At 68.7% G+C, this 19388-nt stretch carries 20 protein-coding genes; 9 read left to right on the top strand and 11 right to left on the bottom strand.

What is annotated here, in order from left to right; genetic code table 11:
- Window positions 1–4 precede the first annotated feature (4 nt).
- The 3 genes from F788_RS0108450 to F788_RS0108440 all read left to right on the top strand — a co-directional run bounded on the left by F788_RS0108450 (window position 5) and on the right by F788_RS0108440 (window position 5033).
- Window positions 5–1921, top strand: coding sequence for an ATP-binding cassette domain-containing protein (locus F788_RS0108450; RefSeq protein ID WP_019589882.1), 1917 nt, complete (start codon window positions 5–7; stop codon window positions 1919–1921).
- 212 nt (window positions 1922–2133) lie between these two features.
- Entirely contained in the window at window positions 2134–4149 is a 2016-nt protein-coding gene (locus F788_RS0108445; RefSeq protein WP_019589881.1) for a methyl-accepting chemotaxis protein, read from the top strand.
- Window positions 4150–4262: 113 nt separating this feature from the next.
- Entirely contained in the window at window positions 4263–5033 is a 771-nt protein-coding gene (locus F788_RS0108440) for a rhomboid family intramembrane serine protease (protein WP_019589880.1), read from the top strand.
- Here F788_RS0108440 and F788_RS0108435 read toward each other — a convergent pair.
- Together F788_RS0108435 and F788_RS0108430 are read right to left on the bottom strand one after the other, a co-directional pair.
- Window positions 5030–7150 carry a TonB-dependent receptor gene (locus tag F788_RS0108435; protein ID WP_019589879.1) on the bottom strand — a complete coding sequence of 707 codons (2121 nt, stop codon included), beginning with the start codon at window positions 7148–7150 and terminating at the stop codon, window positions 5030–5032. The two genes, F788_RS0108440 and F788_RS0108435, sit on opposite strands and share 4 nt — an antisense overlap.
- 113 nt (window positions 7151–7263) lie before the next feature.
- Window positions 7264–8133: a dienelactone hydrolase family protein gene (locus tag F788_RS0108430; RefSeq protein WP_019589878.1), complete on the bottom strand. Its 870-nt coding sequence runs from the start codon at window positions 8131–8133 to the stop codon at window positions 7264–7266.
- Between the two features lie 173 nt (window positions 8134–8306).
- Here F788_RS0108430 and rpmB point away from each other — a divergent pair, with 173 nt between their 5' ends.
- Both rpmB and rpmG read left to right on the top strand, forming a co-directional pair.
- Window positions 8307–8543 (top strand): 50S ribosomal protein L28, encoded by a 237-nt coding sequence (gene rpmB, locus F788_RS0108425; RefSeq protein ID WP_024329587.1) that lies wholly within the window; start codon window positions 8307–8309, stop codon window positions 8541–8543.
- 12 nt (window positions 8544–8555) lie between these two features.
- Window positions 8556–8729 carry a 50S ribosomal protein L33 gene (rpmG, locus tag F788_RS0108420; protein ID WP_018869042.1) on the top strand — a complete coding sequence of 58 codons (174 nt, stop codon included), beginning with the start codon at window positions 8556–8558 and terminating at the stop codon, window positions 8727–8729.
- A 75-nt stretch (window positions 8730–8804) separates the two neighbouring features.
- Here the strand turns inward: rpmG and F788_RS0108415 are convergent, their stop codons facing one another.
- On the bottom strand, window positions 8805–9011 hold the full coding sequence (locus tag F788_RS0108415; protein ID WP_019021560.1) for a hypothetical protein: 207 nt from the start codon (window positions 9009–9011) through the stop codon (window positions 8805–8807).
- 71 nt (window positions 9012–9082) lie between these two features.
- On the opposite strand from F788_RS0108415, the gene F788_RS0108410 reads away from it, so the two are divergent.
- From F788_RS0108410 to mutM, 3 genes are read left to right on the top strand one after another with little or no spacing between them, the layout of a single operon-like run.
- Window positions 9083–10306, top strand: coding sequence for an EAL and HDOD domain-containing protein (locus F788_RS0108410; RefSeq protein ID WP_019570623.1), 1224 nt, complete (start codon window positions 9083–9085; stop codon window positions 10304–10306).
- Window positions 10303–11259 carry a hypothetical protein gene (locus tag F788_RS0108405; RefSeq protein ID WP_019589877.1) on the top strand — a complete coding sequence of 319 codons (957 nt, stop codon included), beginning with the start codon at window positions 10303–10305 and terminating at the stop codon, window positions 11257–11259. Before F788_RS0108410 ends, F788_RS0108405 begins: the two co-directional genes overlap by 4 nt.
- On the top strand, window positions 11252–12079 hold the full coding sequence (gene mutM, locus F788_RS0108400; protein WP_019589876.1) for a bifunctional DNA-formamidopyrimidine glycosylase/DNA-(apurinic or apyrimidinic site) lyase: 828 nt from the start codon (window positions 11252–11254) through the stop codon (window positions 12077–12079). The genes F788_RS0108405 and mutM overlap by 8 nt, the downstream gene beginning before the upstream one ends.
- An 8-nt stretch (window positions 12080–12087) precedes the next feature.
- Here mutM and ggt read toward each other — a convergent pair whose 3' ends face one another.
- Genes ggt through coaD form a run of 3 tightly spaced genes read right to left on the bottom strand, consistent with a single transcriptional unit; the run spans window position 12088 to window position 14611 of the window.
- Window positions 12088–13818, bottom strand: a complete 1731-nt coding sequence (gene ggt, locus F788_RS0108395; RefSeq protein WP_019589875.1) for a gamma-glutamyltransferase — start codon at window positions 13816–13818, stop codon at window positions 12088–12090.
- A gap of 15 nt (window positions 13819–13833) precedes the next feature.
- Window positions 13834–14085 (bottom strand): YfhL family 4Fe-4S dicluster ferredoxin, encoded by a 252-nt coding sequence (locus tag F788_RS0108390; RefSeq protein WP_018869036.1) that lies wholly within the window; start codon window positions 14083–14085, stop codon window positions 13834–13836.
- Between the two features lie 37 nt (window positions 14086–14122).
- Window positions 14123–14611 carry a pantetheine-phosphate adenylyltransferase gene (gene coaD, locus F788_RS0108385; protein ID WP_018869035.1) on the bottom strand — a complete coding sequence of 163 codons (489 nt, stop codon included), beginning with the start codon at window positions 14609–14611 and terminating at the stop codon, window positions 14123–14125.
- Between the two features lie 148 nt (window positions 14612–14759).
- Between coaD and F788_RS0108380 the strand changes: the two genes are divergently transcribed.
- Window positions 14760–14987 carry a hypothetical protein gene (locus F788_RS0108380; RefSeq protein WP_018869034.1) on the top strand — a complete coding sequence of 76 codons (228 nt, stop codon included), beginning with the start codon at window positions 14760–14762 and terminating at the stop codon, window positions 14985–14987.
- A 188-nt stretch (window positions 14988–15175) separates the two neighbouring features.
- Here the strand turns inward: F788_RS0108380 and F788_RS0108375 are convergent, their stop codons facing one another.
- The 5 genes from F788_RS0108375 to F788_RS0108355 are packed head-to-tail and all read right to left on the bottom strand — an operon-like array spanning window position 15176 to window position 19373.
- Window positions 15176–15925, bottom strand: a complete 750-nt coding sequence (locus F788_RS0108375; protein ID WP_018869033.1) for a ThiF family adenylyltransferase — start codon at window positions 15923–15925, stop codon at window positions 15176–15178.
- Window positions 15912–16703: a TatD family hydrolase gene (locus F788_RS0108370; protein ID WP_018869032.1), complete on the bottom strand. Its 792-nt coding sequence runs from the start codon at window positions 16701–16703 to the stop codon at window positions 15912–15914. The genes F788_RS0108375 and F788_RS0108370 overlap by 14 nt, the downstream gene beginning before the upstream one ends.
- A 15-nt stretch (window positions 16704–16718) precedes the next feature.
- Window positions 16719–17750, bottom strand: a complete 1032-nt coding sequence (locus F788_RS0108365; RefSeq protein WP_019589874.1) for an NADP(H)-dependent aldo-keto reductase — start codon at window positions 17748–17750, stop codon at window positions 16719–16721.
- 28 nt (window positions 17751–17778) lie between these two features.
- Complete coding sequence (locus F788_RS0108360; RefSeq protein ID WP_019589873.1) at window positions 17779–18915, bottom strand: FIST C-terminal domain-containing protein; 1137 nt, start codon at window positions 18913–18915, stop codon at window positions 17779–17781.
- Window positions 18912–19373: a hypothetical protein gene (locus F788_RS0108355; protein ID WP_019021552.1), complete on the bottom strand. Its 462-nt coding sequence runs from the start codon at window positions 19371–19373 to the stop codon at window positions 18912–18914. Before F788_RS0108355 ends, F788_RS0108360 begins: the two co-directional genes overlap by 4 nt.
- Window positions 19374–19388 lie beyond the last annotated feature (15 nt).

Raw genomic sequence — 19388 nt, 5'->3', positions numbered from 1 at the left:
AACCATGGCCCTGATCACCCTGCGCGACATCCACCTGGCCTATGGCATGGCCTCGCTGCTGGACGGCACCGGCCTGAGCCTGGAACCGGGCGAGCGGGTGGCGATCGCCGGACGCAATGGCGAGGGCAAGTCGACCCTGCTGCGCATCCTCGCCGGCGAGGTGGAACCGGATGCCGGCGACATCACCCGCCGCGACGGGCTGACCGTCGCCTGGCTGACCCAGGAGCTGCCGCCGGGCATCGAGGGGAGCGTGTTCGACGTGGTCGCCGAAGGCCTGGGCGAGTCCGGGCGGCTGCTGGAACGCTTTCACCACCTGAGCCAGGCGGCCGCCAGCGGCGACGCCGAGGCCCTGGAAAAGATGGGACCGGTGCAGGCGCAACTCGATGCGATCGACGGCTGGAGCCTGCAGAACCGGGTCGAAACGACCCTGTCACGGCTGGAGCTGGACCCCGAGGCGGAATTCGCCACCCTGTCCGGCGGGCTCCGGCGCCGGGTCTGGCTGGCCCGCGAACTGGTGCGCGACCCCGACATCCTGCTGCTGGACGAGCCCACCAACCATCTGGACGTGGCCGCGATCCGCTGGCTCGAGGGCTTTCTGACCGGCAGCCGCATGACCGTGGCGTTCATCAGCCACGACCGCCAGTTCATGGAGAACGTGGCCACCCGCATCCTGGAGCTGGACCGGGGCCAGCTGTACGAACACCCGCCGTCCATCGCCGCGTTCCGCGAGCGTCAGGCCGAGCGGCTGGAGGTCGAAGCCCGCCAGCAGGCGGAATTCGACCGCAAGCTGGCACAGGAGGAGGCCTGGATCCGCCAGGGGATCAAGGCCCGGCGTACGCGCAACGAGGGCCGCGTTCGCGCATTGCAGCAGCTGCGTCAGAAACGCGCGGAACGCCGCGAACGCGCGGGGCAGGTGCGCATGCAGCTGAGCCCCGAACAGCGCTCCGGCAAGCGGGTGATCGAGGCCGAACACGCCAGTTTCGGGCACTCCGGCAAGCCGGTGCTGCGCGACGTGAACCTGCTGCTCCAGCGCGGCGACACCCTGGGCGTGATCGGCCCCAACGGCGCCGGCAAGACCACCCTGCTGCGCGGCCTGCTGGGCGATCTGCCGCCGCTGGCCGGCACCGTCAAGCTGGGCACCCAGCTGACCATCGCGTATTTCGACCAGACCCGGGCGCACCTGGACGAACAGACCACGGTGCAGGATGCCGTGGGCGAGGGCCGCGAACAGGTGACGGTCAACGGCGAGACGCGCCATGTGCTGAGCTATCTGGGCGATTTCCTGTTCCCGCCGGCGCGCGCCCGCCAGCCCGTCTCCGCGCTGTCCGGCGGCGAACGCAACCGCCTGTTGCTGGCGAAGCTGTTCCTGCGTCCGGCCAACCTGCTGGTGCTCGACGAACCCACCAACGACCTCGACGTGGAGACCCTGGAGCTGCTGGAGTCGCTGCTGATCGAATACAAGGGCAGCGCCATCGTGGTCACCCACGACCGCGCGTTTCTCGACAACGTGGCCACCAGCACCCTGGTGGTCCCCGGCGATGGCAGCATCGAGGAGTTCGTCGGCGGCTGGTCGGATCTGCCCGAGCGCGTGACCCGGCGCCTGATCGAAGGCGATCCGGAGCCGGATTCCGGGGCCGCCGCGCGACCCGCGGCCCCGGCAACCGAGCCCTCAAGCCCGTCGACGGCCTCGGGCCACTCGGAACGTCCGCGCAAGCTCTCCTACAAGGACGCGCGCGAACTGGAGGCCCTCCCGGGCCGCATCGAGGCGCTGGAGACGGAACAGGAGTCGATCAGTCAATCCCTCTGCGACCCCGAAACCCAGCGCGACGGCGAGCGCGTGCGCGAACTGCAGGCACGCCTGGCCGAAGTGGAACAGGAGCTGGAAGAAGCCTACCAGCGCTGGGAAGAACTGGAATCCTGAAGCTCTCGCCCGCGTCTCTCCTCTCCGAGCGCCGGGCCGAGTCATCCGCTGCCCGGGCCCGGCAACCGATGCCCGCCAACAAAACACTCAACTCCGGGGCATCTTTGCCGTAAAAGCAGGAGAAACGACACGACCCGCGGGTCACCCTTTCCGTGTACGCCCGTACGCGGTGGTAGCAAGCGCCCGCAGAGGCGCCGGCGGAGGAGCAACTCATGCTGGACAAGTTTTCGATCCGCGGACTGCTGACGGCCGGTTTCGGTCTGGTGGTCCTGATCCTCGTCATCAATTCGGTCATGGCCCTGCATGCGCTGCAGACCGGCGCCCGGGACGTACAGAACCTGACCGGAGAAGATTACCCGGCCGTCGCCCGGGTCAACGAAGTCCAGCAGCGGCTGCAGGAAAGCGCGGCCTTCCTGGGCTTTTACCTGATGAGCGACGAGCAGGGCCACCATGACGCCTGGCTGGAATCCATGGACGCCCTGAAGGCCGCGGCACGGGAGCTCAACAACGACCCGGTGGTGGCGGCCGACCGCGACATGGCCCGCTCGGCCGAAGCGGTCCGCGAACACGTCGACCGCTTCCACGGCCACGTCGACCGTCTGACCGAACTGGCCACCGACGACGCCGCCAACATGCCCGCGCTGGAGATCGCCAACCAGCGGGCCAATCCCGCCACCCGCGCCATGGCGCAGCAGGCGTCCACGATGATCGACGCCGAGACCAACCTGCCGGAGTTCCAGCGTTCCCTGGAACGTCTGCAGCAGTTCCATAACCTGCGCATGAGCGCACTGCAGGTCACCTCGAACCTGCGCGGCTTTCTCGCCTTCCGCGACGACGCCTTCGTCCAGAACGTGAATCTCTATCGCGGCCAGCTGGAAGGCATCGTGGAGGATCTCGAAGGGCAATCCGCCACCCTGGACTTCGAACAGGAAATCGCGCTGGAAGATTTCGCCGGATCACTGGAAACCCTGCGGGGTGCGCTGGACGACATCTTCGAGGTCCACGGCTCGCCCGAGGCATTCCAGGATGCCGACATGATCCGCACCGAAATCGGCCCGCTGCTGATGGAAGCCCGCGCGGAACTGGATGGGCTCAGCGAGGCCATCACCCGGCGTGCGGAGACCCGGGCCGGTGAACTGACCACCACCATGCGCAACACCCAGGTGGCGCAGATGGTGCTGGCCATCGCGGGCATCATCCTCGGACTGGCCGGCGCGGCCACCATCATCATCACCATCCGCCGGGCCATGAACCGCTCGTCCACCGCGCTGGAGGAGATCGCCGACGGCGACGGCGACCTGACCCGCCGGCTGGAGGAGCACGGACTGAAGGAGACTGCCGCGCTGGGGCGCGCCTTCAACCGCTTCACCGACAAGATCGCCAGTGCCGTGGGCAAGGCCCGTGGCAGCACCGAGACCCTGCGTCAGGCCACCGACAACCTGAACCAGGAGGCCTACGGGGCGCGCGAGGCGGTTTCGCGCCAGCGCGACGAGACCGAACGCGTGGCCACCGCCATCAACGAGCTGCAGAGCAGCGCCGAGGAGATCGCGCGCAACACCGACGCCACCTCGCAGACGGGCCAGGAGGCCGGAGACGCCGTGCACCAGGGCATGGAGGTGATGGAACGCAACGTGACCTCGATGTCCTCCCTGCTGGGCACGGTGGAACAGGCCGCCGACACGGTCTCGACCCTGGGCGAGGATTCGCGCCAGATCGGCACCATCCTCGAGGTGATCCGCGGGGTGGCCGAGCAGACCAACCTGCTGGCGCTGAATGCCGCGATCGAGGCGGCCCGCGCCGGCGAACATGGCCGCGGCTTCGCGGTGGTCGCCGACGAGGTGCGCAAGCTCGCCACCCGTACCCAGGAGTCCACCGACGAGATCGAGGGCATGATCTCGCGGCTGCAGAGCGCCACCAACAACGCGGTCTCGGTGATGAAGAAGGGCCAGGAAGAGGCGGAGACCACCATGGAACACACCGCCGAAGTGAACGGCGCGCTGCAGCAGATCCGCCAGTCGGTGGACACCATCTCCGAGATGACGGATCAGATCGCCGTCGCGGCGCGCCAGCAGACCACCGTGGTCGAGGACATCAACCGCACCATCGTGCAGATCTCCGACGGGGCCGACCAGTCGGCCGAGACCGCCGACCGCGTCAGTGCGGCCTCGGACGAGCTCAAGCAGGTGGAAAGCGAAATCCAGCGCGCCCTGGCCCAGTTCCGCCTCTGAACGCCGGCCCCGGGGGTAGCCGGGTCCGCCGCCGGGGCTGCCCGCGCGGACCCGAAACCGCTGCCCCGGGCGGTGCATTGTTCCCCGTCACGCCCCCGTGGCAGTCTTGTTCGATGCTGAACCTGCGACGCCCGGCACCCCCGACGGACCCCGCGGCCGATCGCGAACGCTTCCGGCGAGCGTTGCTGTGGCCCTTCTTCGGGGTGATGGCCCTGGTCCTGATCCACGCCCTGCAGGAAATGCTGGGCGCGGATTTCTCGCGTCTGGGCATCCTGCCGCGCGACGGCGTCGGCGCGCTGGGGATCTTCACCTCGCCCCTGATCCACGGATCCTGGGGGCACCTGATGGCCAACGCCCCCACCCTGTGGGTGCTGGGCATCCTCACGCTCTACGGCTTCCCGCAGGCCACGCGCACCGCGGTCCCGCTGATCTGGATCATGGGCGGGCTGGGGGTCTGGCTGTTCGCCCGCGAGGGCCTGCACATCGGCGCCAGCGGCCTGACCCACGGCCTGATGTTCTTTGCCGTGGTCATCGGCATCCGCCGCCGCGATGCGCTGTCCATCGCGCTGACGATCATCGTGCTGTTCCTCTACGGCAGCATGTTCTGGGGCGTGTTTCCGACCACCCCCGGCGTGTCGTTCGAGGCGCACCTGTTCGGTGCGACCGTGGGCGCGGTCTGCGGCTGGTTCCTGTACCGCCGCGACCCCTTCCCGGTGGCACAGCGCTACGCCTGGGAAGAAGACCCGGACGATCCCACCGACGCCGAGACCCTGCGCAAGATCGAGCAGGGCCGCCTGGACGAGATCGAACCGCCCCGCCACCGCGACCAGCACGGCCCCGGCGGCCCTGACGGCCCCGACGATCCGCCCGACCGCCGGGATTAATCCCCGAAGGTCACCCGCAGACCCGCGCGCAGGGTCAGCCCCGGGGCGGGCTCGTAATGCCGTCCGAAGTTTGCGTTGATGCGAACGTTGTCGATGTTGTCGGCATCCAGAAGATTGTTCGCGCCAACGAAGGTCTCAATGTTCGCGCCGTTGCGCGTCCACTCGCGCCCGGCCCGCAGGTTGACCGTGGTCTGCGAGCCGACGCGCTCGTCGTTGGCGTCGTCGGCGTAGCGCGCCCCGGCGTGCAGGGCATCCACGGTGACGAACCAGGGACCGTCGCGCCAGTCGGCCTCCAGGAACAGTTGTTCGCGCGGCAGTCCGGGCAGCCGATTGCCGTCGTGGCGCACGCCGTCGACGTCTTCGTATTCACGGAAGCGGAAATCATTGAGGGTGAAGGCGCTGCTCAGGGTCCATTGCGGCGTCGCCTGCCAGTCCAGTGCCAGTTCCAGCCCGTCGCGCGCGGTGCGACCGGCATTGGTGTAGAAGTCCCGGTCCCCCTCGCCCTCGATCTGGAAGGGCGTGATCTCGTCGCGCACCCGTGTGCTCCAGAGCACCGCCTCCCAGCCGAACGCACCCTGTTCGCCGCGCCAGCCCAGTTCCAGGCTGCGAGCCTTCTGCGGCTCGAGGTCCGGGTTGAAGCCGCCTCCGCCCCCGGGATTGGCGAATTCGGTGAAGGTCGGGGTCTCGAAATTGGTGGCCACGTTCACCCACGCCCGCTGCCCCGGGCGGAAATGCCACACCAGCCCCGCCATCAGGCTCTCCTCGCGGAAGGTGCGCCCATCCGAACGATCCGGCTCGCCGACCTCCTCGGAAAAGTCATCATCGATGCTGAAACGAATACGATCGTGGCGCGCCCCCAGCACCAGGTTCCAGTCCTCGCCCAGCAGGGTATCGGTATGCAGGAAGGCGCCACGGGTGCGGGCGCGTTCGGTCTGTTCCAGGGCAAGATTGGTGACGGGATCATTCGGGTCCGCGGAACAACCGGGAGCCTCGTCGTCTTCCTCGGGATCACGGTCGAACAGCTGTCCGGCGGAACAGCGTCGCGTCCGCTCGTCCCGCTGTTCCTCCAGATCCACGCCCGCCAGCCAGCGCGTCGGTCCGAGATCGCCCTCCAGCTGGGCGTTCAGCCCGTAGAAGTCGCGCTCGTAGGCCACCCGGCTCGACCCCGGGAACGGCAGCTGCTGGGCGTAGTCGCGCTGCGTCCAGAATCCGCCGACGCGCAGATCCAGCTCACCCACCGGCTGTTCCCAGCGCAGCCCGGCGGTCAGCTGTTCGGCCTCCTGAGTCGAGTCCAGCAACTCGGCGTTCGGAGCCGCCTGGCGCCGATCCTCGCGCAGCTCGTCACGGGTCAGCCCGCCCGGGTCGTCGGTGCGCGGAGCATCGAGGTAGCGCAAGTGGGTGCGCAGCGTGCCCGCGCCCAGTTCGCTCGCCGTATGCAGGCGCAGATAGCGCTTTTCCGCCCGCGACTGGTCGCGGTAGCCATCCATGCGGAAATCATGCGCGGTCAGCGAGTAGCGGTGCTCGCCGAGGTCCGCCTCGCTGGTCGCCTCCAGCCGACGAAACCCGTGCGAGCCTGCCAGCACCCCGCCGCCATGCCCGCGGGGCTCGCTGCCGTCCCGGGTGCGAATCGAGATCACCCCGCCCGAGGCGTTGCCGTACAGCGCCGCGCTGGGCCCGCGCAGCACCTCGATGTCGCGGATGTTCAGCAGGTCGATCGCATCCACCTGCGACTGCCCGTCCGGCGTGGTCTCGGGGATCCCGTCCTGCAGGATGCGCAGCCCGCGCACGCCGAACGGCGCCCGCGAGCCGAAACCGCGTATGGAGATGCGCACATCCTGAGCGAAGTTGTGGCGGTTCTGCGCATACAGCCCGGGCACCCGGTTGAGCGCCTCGTCCAGCTGCAGCCCCTGACGCGCCTCGGTGGCCTGACGCCCGTCCACCCGGCTGACCGATGCCGGCAGCTCCGCCAGCGGCGTCGTCAGCCGCGGCGCCGACACCTCCACCGGATCCAGCACCGGCACATCGTCGCCGGCCGCGGCCGCCGGGACCGCCAGACCGGACACACCCAGGGCCGGCAACATCAGAAAAAACAAACGCGCCATCGGGCCGGCCCCCATGACTTCGGCGAGGCCCCGCACCCTGCTCTCCGTCATCGCCGCGCCTCCAGAATCACGCGTCAGCCACACCGACCCGGAACGCCTCTCACGGAGCAGGACATTCCCCGCTGCGCTCACTCTTTGCGCAGGTGCTCGTTGACGAAGCGGGTCACGCGGACCATGGCATCGCGCGCGGCCAGGTCATCGGCAAAAGTGCGGTTGTCGCCGTTGCGGAAGTCGAAGCCACGACCCACGCCCGGATATTCGATCCACGTAACGTCGCCACCACGATCCTCGAGCCCGTCGGCGGCCATCTTTGCGGTCCGGTGGCGCTGGTACTGCTCCTCGTCCCCGATCAGGATCATCACCGGGATCTCCAGCTGATTGAATTCGCTGGCATAGCGATACACCTGGTGGGGTTCGCCCAGGTTGGGGTCCTGCACATGCGGGTAATAGCCCGCCCAGCAGGCCACGTCGTCCACCTGGCGTTCATGGGTCACCGCGACCTTGAGGGTCTTGTACCCGCCCCGGGTGATCGACACCAGGCAGGCGCGGTCGCCGAGGATGTCTTCCCGCGCGAGCAGCTCATCCAGACCGCGGTCCAGATCCCCTTCCAGTTCGTAGTCGTGGTCCAGCGGGTGGGTCTCGATGAAACGACCGGTATAGAGGTCCGGCGCCAGCACCACGAATCCGCGCGCGGCCAGGCGTTTCACGTGCAGCTCGGCCAGATGGTCCAGCCCGCGCCGCCCGTGCGACCACAGGATGGCCGGATAGTCCTCGCCGTCGGCCGGGCGCGCGACCATCGCCGGAACGATCACGCCGTCACGCTCGTATTCCAGGCGCTCGATCTCGACCTCGTGGTTCTCGATGTCGGGATTCAGCTGGCCTTCCTGCCACCAGCCATCGTCCCACCACCACTGGCCGTCGCCGGTCTGCGCCTCGTTGGCTGCCAGCGGCCCTGCCATCATGCCGGCCAGAAACGCGCCCGCGATACCCCGTACCATTGCTCCCTTCATGCTCTTCCCCCGCTGGTTGCAGCTCATGGTTCACTTCGCATCAAAAGATAGACGCAACGGACCGCCTTCGCCGTCCATGGCGCCCGGCCCTTGCGCCCGGGCCCGGTATCCGCTAGTATCCGCGATCTTTCGTCCCGACCCGAACATCTGGAGTAGCCCCGATGTCCCGAGTATGTCAGGTGACGGGCAAGCGCCCGGCTACCGGTAACAATGTCTCGCATTCCCAGCGGAAGACGCGGCGTCGCTTCCTGCCGAACCTGCACACCCATCGTTTCTGGGTGGAAAGCGAAAAGCGGTTCGTGAAGCTGCGCCTGAGCAGCAAGGGCATGCGCATCATCGACAAGCGCGGCATCGAGGCAGTCCTGGCCGACTGCCGGGCCCGCGGCGAAAAGGTCTAAGGAGGCAGCACGATGGCAGCCAAGAATCAGGGGCGCGAAAAGATCCGGCTGGTCTCCAGCGCCGGCACGGGTCACTTCTACACCACGTCCAAGAACAAGCGGAACATGCCCGAAAAGATGGAGATCAAGAAGTTCGATCCCGTCATCCGCCAGCACGTGATGTACAAGGAAGCCAAGATCAAGTAAGCGCGGCCCGTCGCGCGCATGAAAAAGCCCGGCCATGCCGGGCTTTTTTGTGGCCGGACTTCGAGCGGGGCGGGGTCAGCTGTCGCCGCCCTGCGCCTCCACCACGTCCTCGGCCCAGCGGGTCATCAGCCTGCCCCAGCGATGGGCCGTGGCCGGATCCAGCTCGATCTTGGTGTAACGTTCACCATCGCGGATAATGACCCGCAGCAGGGGCATCCCGGAGTCGTGCAGGATCTGGCGCAGCTCCACGATCTCCCCGAACGGCGCGTTGATGGAATCCATGTCGCGTTTCCTCTTGTTGCGGCCCGTGTCCCGCAGGAAGGACCCATCCACATCGTTTGCAGACAATAAGCATGCAGCCAATTTTTGTCGGACGGCAACCCATTTTCGATGGCGAGGAACGCACCATCGGGTTCGAACTGTTGTTCCGGGCCGGGGCCAATGCCAGCGAGGCCAACGTGGTGGACGGCGATCTCGCGACCTCCGACCTGCTGCACAGCGCCTTCATCGACATCGGCATGGAGAACCTCGTCGGGGAACACCTCGCGTTCGTGAACCTGCCGCGCGGCTTCCTCGATCACGAGGTCCTGCAAAGCCTGCCGCCCGAACAGGTAGTGCTCGAGATCCTCGAGGACATCGTGGTGGACGACGAGGTCATCGCCGCCGTGCGCCGGCTGAAGGAACACGGCTTCCGCATCGCCCTCGACGATTACCAGTTCCGCGAACAGGACTCGCCCCTGATCGAGCTGGCGGACATCGTGAAACTGGACCTGCTGGCGTTCGATGGCGACAGCCTGCGCGCCGAGATCGAGCGCCTGCGACCCTTCAACGTGGAGCTGCTGGCGGAAAAGGTCGAGGACGCCGCTACCTACGCGACCTGCCGCGAGCTGGGCTTCCTGTACTACCAGGGCTTTTTCCTGTCCTACCCCAACGTGGTGGAGGGCCAGCGCCTGGAGCAGCTGGAAGTCGGCCTGCTGCAGCTGATCGAGAAACTGCAGGATCCGGAGATGTCGGCCGAGCAGCTGGCCGCACAGATCAATGCCCACCCCGATCTGGCCATCCATGTGCTGCGCCAGGCCAACAGCCCGTTGCTGCGACACCGCCGCCCGATCGAGACCCTGCGCGAGGCGATCGTGCTGCTGGGGACCGACCGCGTGCGCTCGCTGGCGATGGTTGCCGCCCTGCGCACCAGCACCCCGCAGCGCCAGGGCCTGGAACAGGTGATGATCCGGGCACGCATGGCCGCGCTGCTCGCCGCGCCTTCGGGCGTGCCGAACGAGTCCGAGCGCTACTTCACCCTCGGCCTGCTGTCGGGGCTGGACCGCGTGCTGGGCATTCCTCTGCACCGGGTACTGGGCGAGCTCAACCTGAGCCCGGCAATGGAGGATGCCCTGCTGGAGCACAGCGGGGAGCTGGGCGCCGTACCCCGGATCATCGAGACCTTCGAGGACCCGGATCGCCGGTTCCCGTTCGAGGTTTCGCCGGTGTCACCCCAGGTCGCCGGGCGACTGTACATGGAAGCGGTACGCTGGACGGAGAGCATGCTGGTGGAGATGCAGGGAGCGAGCAGCGCATGACCATTGATCTGGACACACGCCTGACGCCCGCGGATACCGCATCCGCGGAGCCCGCGGGCCTGAGCCTGCGGCCCGCGAACGATCCGGGTATCCGCTGCGCGGGAGCGAACGGCACGACCCTGGCGATCGATCCGGGGCTGGCCTCGCTGGACCCCGACCCGCCGGAGGAACGCTGGTTCGCCGGGCCGGCGAGCAGCGCCCCGTCCGGAGAAGGGGGCCTCTATCGGATGGTCTGCGGCGACGTCCTGTTCCTTGCGCGGGAAGGCCCCGACGACGACCTGCGCGAACGCACCCGGGACGTATACCGGGACCTGGTCGCGGCCTGCCGCGAGGCAGGTTATCCGTACCTGCTGCGCATGTGGAACTTCTTCGGCCGCATCCACGAGCCGGAGCAGGGGCTGGAACGCTATCAGGCCTTCTGCACCGGGCGCGCCGAGGCCCTGGAGGCCCTGGAAATCCCGCTGGGCGGCATGCCCGCCGCCACCGCGATCGGATCCGACCACGCCGGCCTGTTCGTGCACGCCATCGCCGCGCGCGAACCCGGAACCCCGGTGGAAAACCCGCGCCAGGTCAGCGCGTACCACTACCCCGAACGCTACAGCCCGAAGAGCCCCAGCTTCGCCCGCGCCACCCGTATCGAGACGCCGCGCGGCCCGATGCTGCTGATCTCCGGCACCGCCAGCATCACCGGGCACGAGAGCCGGCACCCGGGTGATATCGCCGCGCAGACCCGCGAGACCCTGGCCAACCTGGACACCCTGCATGCCGAGGGCGGAACCGATCTGCCCGGGCTGCGCTGGCTGCGGGTCTACCTGCGCCACCCGGAGCATCGCGACACCGTGGAGGCGATCCTGCGCGAGCACTACGGTGAACGGACTCCGCCGGTGCAATGGGTACGCGGCGATGTCTGCCGCCAGGAGCTGCTGATCGAGATCGAGGGCGTGCATGCCTGAGCTGCCGGAGGTGGAGACCACCCGGCGCGGCCTCGAACCCCTGCTTCGCGAACGGCGCATCCTGCAACTCGAAGTTCGCGACGCGCGCCTGCGCTGGCCGGTCCCGGCGGATCTCCCGGCACGGATCGCCAGCGCCACCGTGCGCAGCCTGCGGCGGCGGGCGAAGTACCTGCTGCTGGATACCGATGCTACCGGACTGCTGCTGCATCTGGGGATGTCGGGCAGCCTGCGCCACTGCGCCCCTGATACGCCGCTGCGGCGCCACGATCACCTGAGTCTGGTCCTCGACAGCGGCAGCGAGATCCGTCTGCACGATCCGCGACGCTTCGGCTGCTGCCTGCCACTGGATCCCGCGCCGGACGGCGGCCCCGCCACCCATCCGCTGCTGGAGGGCCTGGGGCCGGAACCGCTGGACGCGGACATGGACGGCGACTACCTGTTCCGGCGCAGCCGCGGCCGCCGCGGTCCGGTCAAGGCCTTTCTGATGGATCAGGCCACGGTGGTCGGCGTTGGCAACATCTACGCCACCGAGGCACTGTTTCTGGCGGGTGTGCGCCCCGGCCGCGCGGCGGGCCGCGTGACCCGCGCCGAATACCGCCATCTGGCCGGCCACGTGAAGGCCGTGCTGGCCGCCGCCATCGAACGCGGCGGCACGACCCTGCGCGATTTCCTGCGCGAGGACGGCAGCCATGGCTACTTCCGTCAGGAACTGCAGGTCTACGGGCGCGCCGGGGAGCCCTGCCGGGTGTGTGGCACGCCGATCCGCACCCGCAGCGTGGGTCAGCGGGCCAGCGCCTACTGCCCGAGCTGCCAGCGCTGACCCGGGGCTCAGCGTTCGAAGACGCGCGCCTCGCCCTCGCCGCGCGGATCCGAGGCCGCCTCCAGCCGTCCGGCCTCGCGCTCCCACAGCACCGCCTGCATGTCGCCGAACGGGCGCACCTGCGGGGTCAGACGATGGCCACGCTGCACCAGCTTGCCGCGCAGCTCGGTGTCGAAGGCCCCGGTCTCGAATTCGACCCGGTCGGGCAGGTACTGGTGGTGCCAGCGCGGGGCCTCCACCACCTCGTCGATCGGCTGACCGTCGACCACGCCGAGGATGCCGTGCAGCACCATGGTGATGATGCGGCTGCCCCCCGGGGTGCCGAGGATGGCCACGCGATCGCCGGTGTCCACGAAGGTGGGGCTCATGGACGACAGCGGCCGCCGCTGCGGGGCGATGGCATTGGCCTCGAAGCCGATCAGGCCGTAGGCGTTGGGCTCGCCCGGTTTGGCGGAGAAGTCGTCCATCTCGTTGTTCAGCAGGACGCCGGTGCCCGGGACCACGTAGCCGGAGCCGAACGGGTAGTTCAGCGTCAGGGTCGCGGCCACGCGGTTGCCGTCGGCGTCCATCACCGAGAAATGCGTGGTCTGCGGGCTCTCCGCCGCGCCATCGATCCCCGGACGATTCCCTGGCTCCACCACCGGCGGCAGGCCGTCGCTGGGTGTCGCCTGACCGGGGTGGATCCCGGCGCGCAGGCCGGCCGCGTAATCGCGTGACAGCAGCCGCTGCAGCGGCATGTCGACATGATCGGGGTCGCCCAGGTACTCGGCGCGGTCACGGTAGGCCCGGCGCATCGCCTCCAGGATCAGATGAATGCGGGCGTCCTCCTCCATCGCGTCCAGATCGTGGAAGGACAGGATGTTGAGGATCTGGCCGATGGCCACGCCCCCGGAAGACGGCGGCGCGGCGGTCACGATCTCGGCGCCGTTCCACTCCAGGCGCACCGGATCGCGCTCCACCACCTCGTAACCCGCGAGGTCCTCGGTGCTCCAGATCCCTCCGGCCTCGCGCACGCCCTCCACCAGGGTCTGTGCCAGCTCGCCGGTGTAAAAGCCGTCACGGCCCTCGGCGGCGAGGCGCCGCAGGGTATCGGCCAGATCCGGCTGCACCAGCTCCGTGCCGGCCTCCGGCGGCCCGCCGTCGCGCAGGAAGATCCCTGCGGCATCGGCGCCGTCGCGCAGCGCCTGAAGCCGGAACTCGGCCATCTGCTGATAACGCGGCCCGACGGTCACGCCTTCCTCCGCCAGGCGAATCGCCGGGGCCAGGCTGCGTTCCAGCGACAGCGCACCGTACTCCGTCGCCAGATGATCCATGCCCGCCGGCATCCCCGGGATACCCGCGGCCAGCACCCCGTCCAGCGACAGCCCGTCGACAACCTCGCCGTCCTCGTCCAGGTACATGTCGCGATCGGCCGCGGCGGGCGCGGTCTCGCGCGCATCGAGCATCAGCGTGCGGTCGCTGTCCGCCTCGTGCAGCAAAAAGAAGCCCCCGCCGCCCAGCCCGGAGCCATAGGGCTCCGCCACGCCCAGCGCCGCAGTGATCGCCACCGCCGCGTCGAACGCATTGCCGCCGTCGGCGAGGATCGCCTCGCCGGCCGCGGTGGCCTCGGGGTGGGCGGTGGCGACGGCGTGTTCGCCGGGCGTATCGGCAGACGTGTCGGCGGGCCCGGCAACAACCGGGGAGGCCAGCGGGGCCGCAAGCAGCCCGAACAGCGTGACGGTCAGGAGGTGGCGCCGCATGACAGGCCGCCCCGGCTATTTCGCCGCCATCAGGGCTTCGTATTTCGTCATCAGCTGCTCGCGGGTCTCCTTGTGATCCGGATCCAGGGGGATGCAGTCCACCGGGCAGACCTGCTGGCACTGCGGCTCGTCGTAATGCCCCACGCACTCGGTGCACAGATTGGGATCGATCTCGTAGATCTCGTCGCCCGGGTAGATGGCCTCGTTCGGGCACTCGGGTTCGCAGACGTCACAATTGATGCATTCGTCGGTGATCATCAGGGCCATGGCTTTTCCTCCTCGGGCCAGGAAGGGGTGCGAGCGGTCAGTCGGCCACCCCGGGATCCCGGGCCAGCATGCGCGCCACCCCGGGGCTCACGAATTTTGAGACATCGCCGCCCAGGCGCGCGATTTCCCGTACCAGACTGGACGAGACAAAGCTGTATTCCTCGGCGGGTGTCAGGAACAGGGTTTCGACCTCGGGCGCGAGCTGACGGTTCATGGCCGCCAGCTGGAATTCGTGCTCGAAGTCGGAAACCGCACGCAGGCCGCGCAGGATCACCGTGGCCTGCTGTTCGCGCACGAAATGGGCCAGCAGGGAGTCGAACCCGATCACCTCCACCCGCGGAACGTCCTTCAGCGCCTCGCGGGTCTGTTCCACGCGGGTCTCCAGCGGGAACGCCGGGCTCTTGCCGGGGTTCGCGGCCACCGCCACCACCACCCGGTCGAACAGGCAGGCGCCGCGACGCACGATGTCGGTGTGCCCGTGAGTAACGGGATCGAAGGTCCCGGGATAGATGGCGGTAATCGGCATGCGGCTCGCAGACAGTACGGTTCGGGGGCGCCATTACACCGCAACCCGCCGCCGGAGGGAAACTCGCGGGTCGCCGGCAGGCCGACAGGCGCGCCTCTAGCCGCTACACTGCGGCGCACACACACGCCGGGCCCACCGGGAGACACGCATGACCGACGAATACCGCCCGCCGCTGGCCGACTACTGGGACGAACTGGAATCCCGTTACGGCGGCGGCTTCAACTTCCAGCAGATCAGCCGCGAGGAACTGGATCAGCTGATCGGGCACCTGCGCCAGGCCGTGAACCAGGACCCGCAGGTGACCGAGGTGGAAAAACAGAACCTCGCCCTGGTGCTCAAGCACGCCGAGGAAAGCCGCAAGCGGCGCAAGGGCTGAGTACCCCGGGGCCCTGCCGGTTCGCGTGCGAGCACGCTCCCACAGATGGATTGATGGGGCGACGGGGCGATGCAACCGGAAAGGTGGGAGCCTGCTTGCAGGCGAACCAGGCGTGCGAGCGCGCTCCCGCAGACGGGGCGATGCAACCAGATAATGCAGGAGCCTGCTTGCAGGCGAAAGAGCCAGCCTCAGCGGTCGATCAGACTGCGGATCACCTCGCCGGCGGCGGTCAGGCCGAACAGCGCCGGCAGATAGGAGATGGTGCCGTTGACCGAGCGCGGCCGCCCGCCCAGCGGCCCGTCCACCGGCCGGTGCTCGGTGCCCTTGCTCGGGTTCTCGATGGAGAACACCACCGGATAGTCCAGGCGCGCATCCAGCCGCCGCAGGCGCTTGCGCATCTGCCGCGCCAGCGGGCATACCCGGGTGCCGTCCAGCGGCCCCACGCGCACCGCGCGCGGGTCGATGCGGCCGCCGGCCCCCATGGCCGAGATGACCCGCACCCCGCGAGCCTGCGCGCCGGCCACCAGGGCGGCCTTGCAGGCGATGGAATCGATTGCGTCCAGCACGTAATCGGCATCCTCCGGGATCAGCTCCGCGACCGTGTCCGGGTTGAGGAACTCGCGCCGGACGGTCACCGCGATCGCCGGATCGATGTCGCGGATGCGTTCGGCCATCACGTCGGTCTTGGGATGCTGCACCGTGGAGCGCAGGGCCACCAGCTGGCGATTGAGATTGGACGGCGCGACCACATCGTGGTCGACCAGGGTCATGCGGCCGACCCCGGCACGGGCGACGGCCTCCGCGGCATAGCTGCCAACCCCGCCCAGCCCGGCAATGAAGACATGCCGGTCGCGCAGGCCGGCAGTGACATCCGCCCCCAGCAGGAGATCGGTGCGTTCGGTATAGGCGTCGTGTGGCAGTTCGTCAGTGCCGCTCATTGGTCCGGACCGTATCCAGCCGGAAAACCCGGCGTGCATTCCGGGTTGTGAGTATAGCGGTACTGACGGGGTCCGTGTTGCGCAAACGCGCCACGGCCGCGTTGACCCCGGCGATCATCGCCGGTTCGTTGCGCTCGCCGCGATGCCCGGCCAGCGGCTGGTCCGGCGCGTCGGTCTCCAGCACCAGGGCCTCCTCCGGCAGGTCGCGCACGATCCGCTGCAGGCGCCGCGCACGATCGAAGGTCACCGGCCCGCCGAACCCCAGCACGCAGCCCAGATCCACCGCCTGTCGCGCCTGCTGTTCGCTGCCGGAGAAGCTGTGCAGGATGGCGGTCACGCCCGGGTGCTGGCGCAGCCCCTTGAGGATCGCATCCACCGCGCGCCGGCAGTGCAGGATCACCGGCAGGTCGTGGTTATGCGCGATGGCCAGCTGCGCGGTGTAGAACCGCCACTGGGTGTCGAAGTCGAGCCCCGCCACGAAGCCGTCGAGCCCGGTCTCGCCCACCGCCACCGCCTGCGGATCGGCATCCAGGGCGGCGTCCAGGGCGTCCAGATCCGCGTCGGCGTGCTGTTCGAGAAACACCGGATGCAGGCCGCGGGCCACATACAGCCCCGGCTCGCGGCGAGCCAGGGCATCCATGTCCGCCCAGCGGTCACGGGTCACGCCGGGCAGGACCATCTGCGTGACCCCGGCGGCGCGGGCGCGATCCAGCACCGCCGGGCGGTCCGGATCGAACGGATCCAGATCGAGATGGACGTGGGTGTCGAACAGTTCCACGCCGCCGCCCCCGGACTATGGGCTGGGGTAGGTGTAGCGGGCGTGGATGTCCTCGATGGCCTGCAGGATCTCGTCGGACAGGGCCACGTTCACCGAGTCGATGTTCTCGCGCAGCTGTTCCATGGTGGTCGCACCGATCAGGTTGCTGGTCACGAACGGCTGCCGGTTGACGAAGGCCAGCGCCAGCTGGGTCGTCGTCAGGCCATGGCTCTCGGCCAGCCGGGCGTATTCCTCGGTGGACGCCAGCGCCTGCGGGTTGCTGTAGCGCTGGAAGCGCTCGTACAGCGTGAGGCGCGCCCCCTCGGGCTTGCGCCCCTCGCGGTACTTGCCGGAGAGCATGCCGAAGGCCAGCGGGGAGTAGGCCAGCAGGCCCGCATCCTCGCGGATCGCCATCTCGGCGAGACCGGCCTCGAAGCTGCGGTTCAGCAGGCTGTAGGGGTTCTGGATGGAAACGATGCGCTCGGCCAGCCCGCGCTCGTGCTGGCGCAGCCATTCCATGAAACCCCAGGGCGTCTCGTTGGAGATGCCGATGTAGCGCACCCGCCCGCTGGCGACCACGTCCTTCAGCGCGGCGGCGGTCTCCTCGATCGGCGTGGCCCGGTCGTCCGGATCGTGGACGTAGCCCAGCTTGCCGAAGAAGTTGGTCGAGCGCGCCGGCCAGTGCACCTGATAGAGGTCGATGCAGTCGGTCTGCAGGCGTTCCAGGCTGGCATCGACGGCCTGTTCGACGTGCTCGCGGGTCAGCTGCGTGCCGCCGCGCAGATAGTCCATGCCCGGCCCGGCGACCTTGGAGGCCAGCACCACGCGGTCGCGGCAGCCGCGCGAGCGCAGCCAGTTGCCGATGTAGCGCTCGGTCAGCCCCTGGGTCTCGGCCCGCGGCGGCACCGGGTACATCTCCGCGGCATCGATCAGGTTGATGCCGCGCTCCAGCGCATAGTCCAGCTGCTCGAAGGCCTCGTCCTCGGTGTTCTGTTCGCCCCAGGTCATGGTGCCCAGGCCGATCAGGCTCACGTCGATGCCGGTGCGTCCCAGCTTGCGATACTCCATGCCTCTCCCCTGCCCCGGCGGGGCGTTGTCAGGTGAACAGCGTCAGCACGCCGGTGTAGGAGTACAGACGGTTGGAAAAGATTTCACCGTTGGCGAAGAAGCCCACCAGCGGCACGTCCCCCAGGACCCGCTGCACGGTGCCCAGCTCCACGTCCGCGTGCACGAACTGATGCCGTCCGCGCCCCAGACAGGACACGTAGATCGCCCCGCGGATCCCTTCCGGGCACTGCTCACGGATCTGCTGCAGCATGCGCTCCAGGTCCTCGTGCGCCGACTGGCCGTCGCGGCGCACGAACAGCACCCGTGACCCCTGCTCCAGGGTCTCGCCCACGGCCAGTAGCTCCTGGTCCATATCGACGCCGGTGATATTGCGCACGCGATAGTCCCCGGTATCCGATGCGGGGATGGGGAACCCGATCTGGATGTACCCCAGGGCCCGCTTCAGATCGCGCGAAAGCACGTCGCCGATGATCCGCCGGAACGCCGGCAGTGCCGGTTCGCCATTAAGACGGACGATGATGTTGCGCCAGGTCTCGGTCAGTTCGTGCTGCCCGGGCAGCGGCGTGCAGCCCTGGGTGTGGCGGGCCACCAGCGGCACGTCGTCGCGCAGCACGAGGCCGGTGATGCCCGAGCTCATCACGCCATCGGCGATCTGGACCGCGTCGTCCGCGCCGGAGTTGATCCCGCCGGTCGCGAACCATGCGGTCTCTTCGCCGATACGGGTCAGGATCCCCTCGACGTCTTCCAGGCGCGGATCGGCGTTGAGAATCAGTCGCGCCGGCGTGGCCGGATCGACAAAGCCCTCAAGGGCCCGGGTCAGTTCATCGAAGGAGCGCACCGGATGCCGGATCAGGCGCACGGAGTCCGCCGGCAACTCCCCGACCATCAGGGTGACGGCGGGATCGTCGTAATACTCGTGCTCGCGGCCCATGACCGCGATCCCCATGCCGCCGACGAAATGGTCGATCGGCCGCCGGCGGCCCAGCTCGCGCAGCAGCAGCCGGGCGTTGCGGGCGATGTCATCGGAGACGTAGATGAAGCCCACGCGCACCTGCCCGTCGGCCGCCGGGGCCAGCTCGCCCAGCTGATCGGCCAGCTCGGCGGCCAGCGCCCGTGGCTCCTCGCCGGTGGCGCTGGCACACAGGAAAGGTTGGCTCGCGTTCATAGTCCGAGATGCTCCAGCATGCTGAGGGCCTCGTTGTCCTCGACCGGGATACCGACCTCCGCCCGCATGTGTTCGTTCCCGACAAACTCCAGACGGGCGTGATGCCGCGTGTCCAGCTCTTCCTGGAACCAGGCGATCTCCGAGGGGTGCACCACGTGCTCGCCGCGCACCAGATGCCGCGCCAGCACCGCGTCCTCGCGGATGTCGAGGAACAGCGGCTGCGGCAGCTCCAGCGGCAGAACATGGGTTTGCACCAGCCATTCCACCGGGGTCGCGCCCCGACCGGCCGGCAGACGACGGCTGTCGATGCGGAAATGTCCGCCTCCTCCGGGCTGCTTGAGCAGCTCCTCCAGCCAGTCGCCGGAAAATCCCCGGTGCACGATCAGCGAACGCCCGGTGTAGCGGGCGCGGAAACGCTCCATCTGGCGCGCCGGACGCGGGCCGAACAATCCGAACACGGCAACTCCGTAATC

The organism is Thioalkalivibrio sp. ALE10 (genome assembly GCF_000381385.1).
Taxonomy (GTDB): Bacteria; Pseudomonadota; Gammaproteobacteria; order Ectothiorhodospirales; family Ectothiorhodospiraceae; genus Thioalkalivibrio.
Note: the sequence above shows the minus strand (reverse complement) of the source record. Positions and strands in the feature narration are given on the sequence as shown.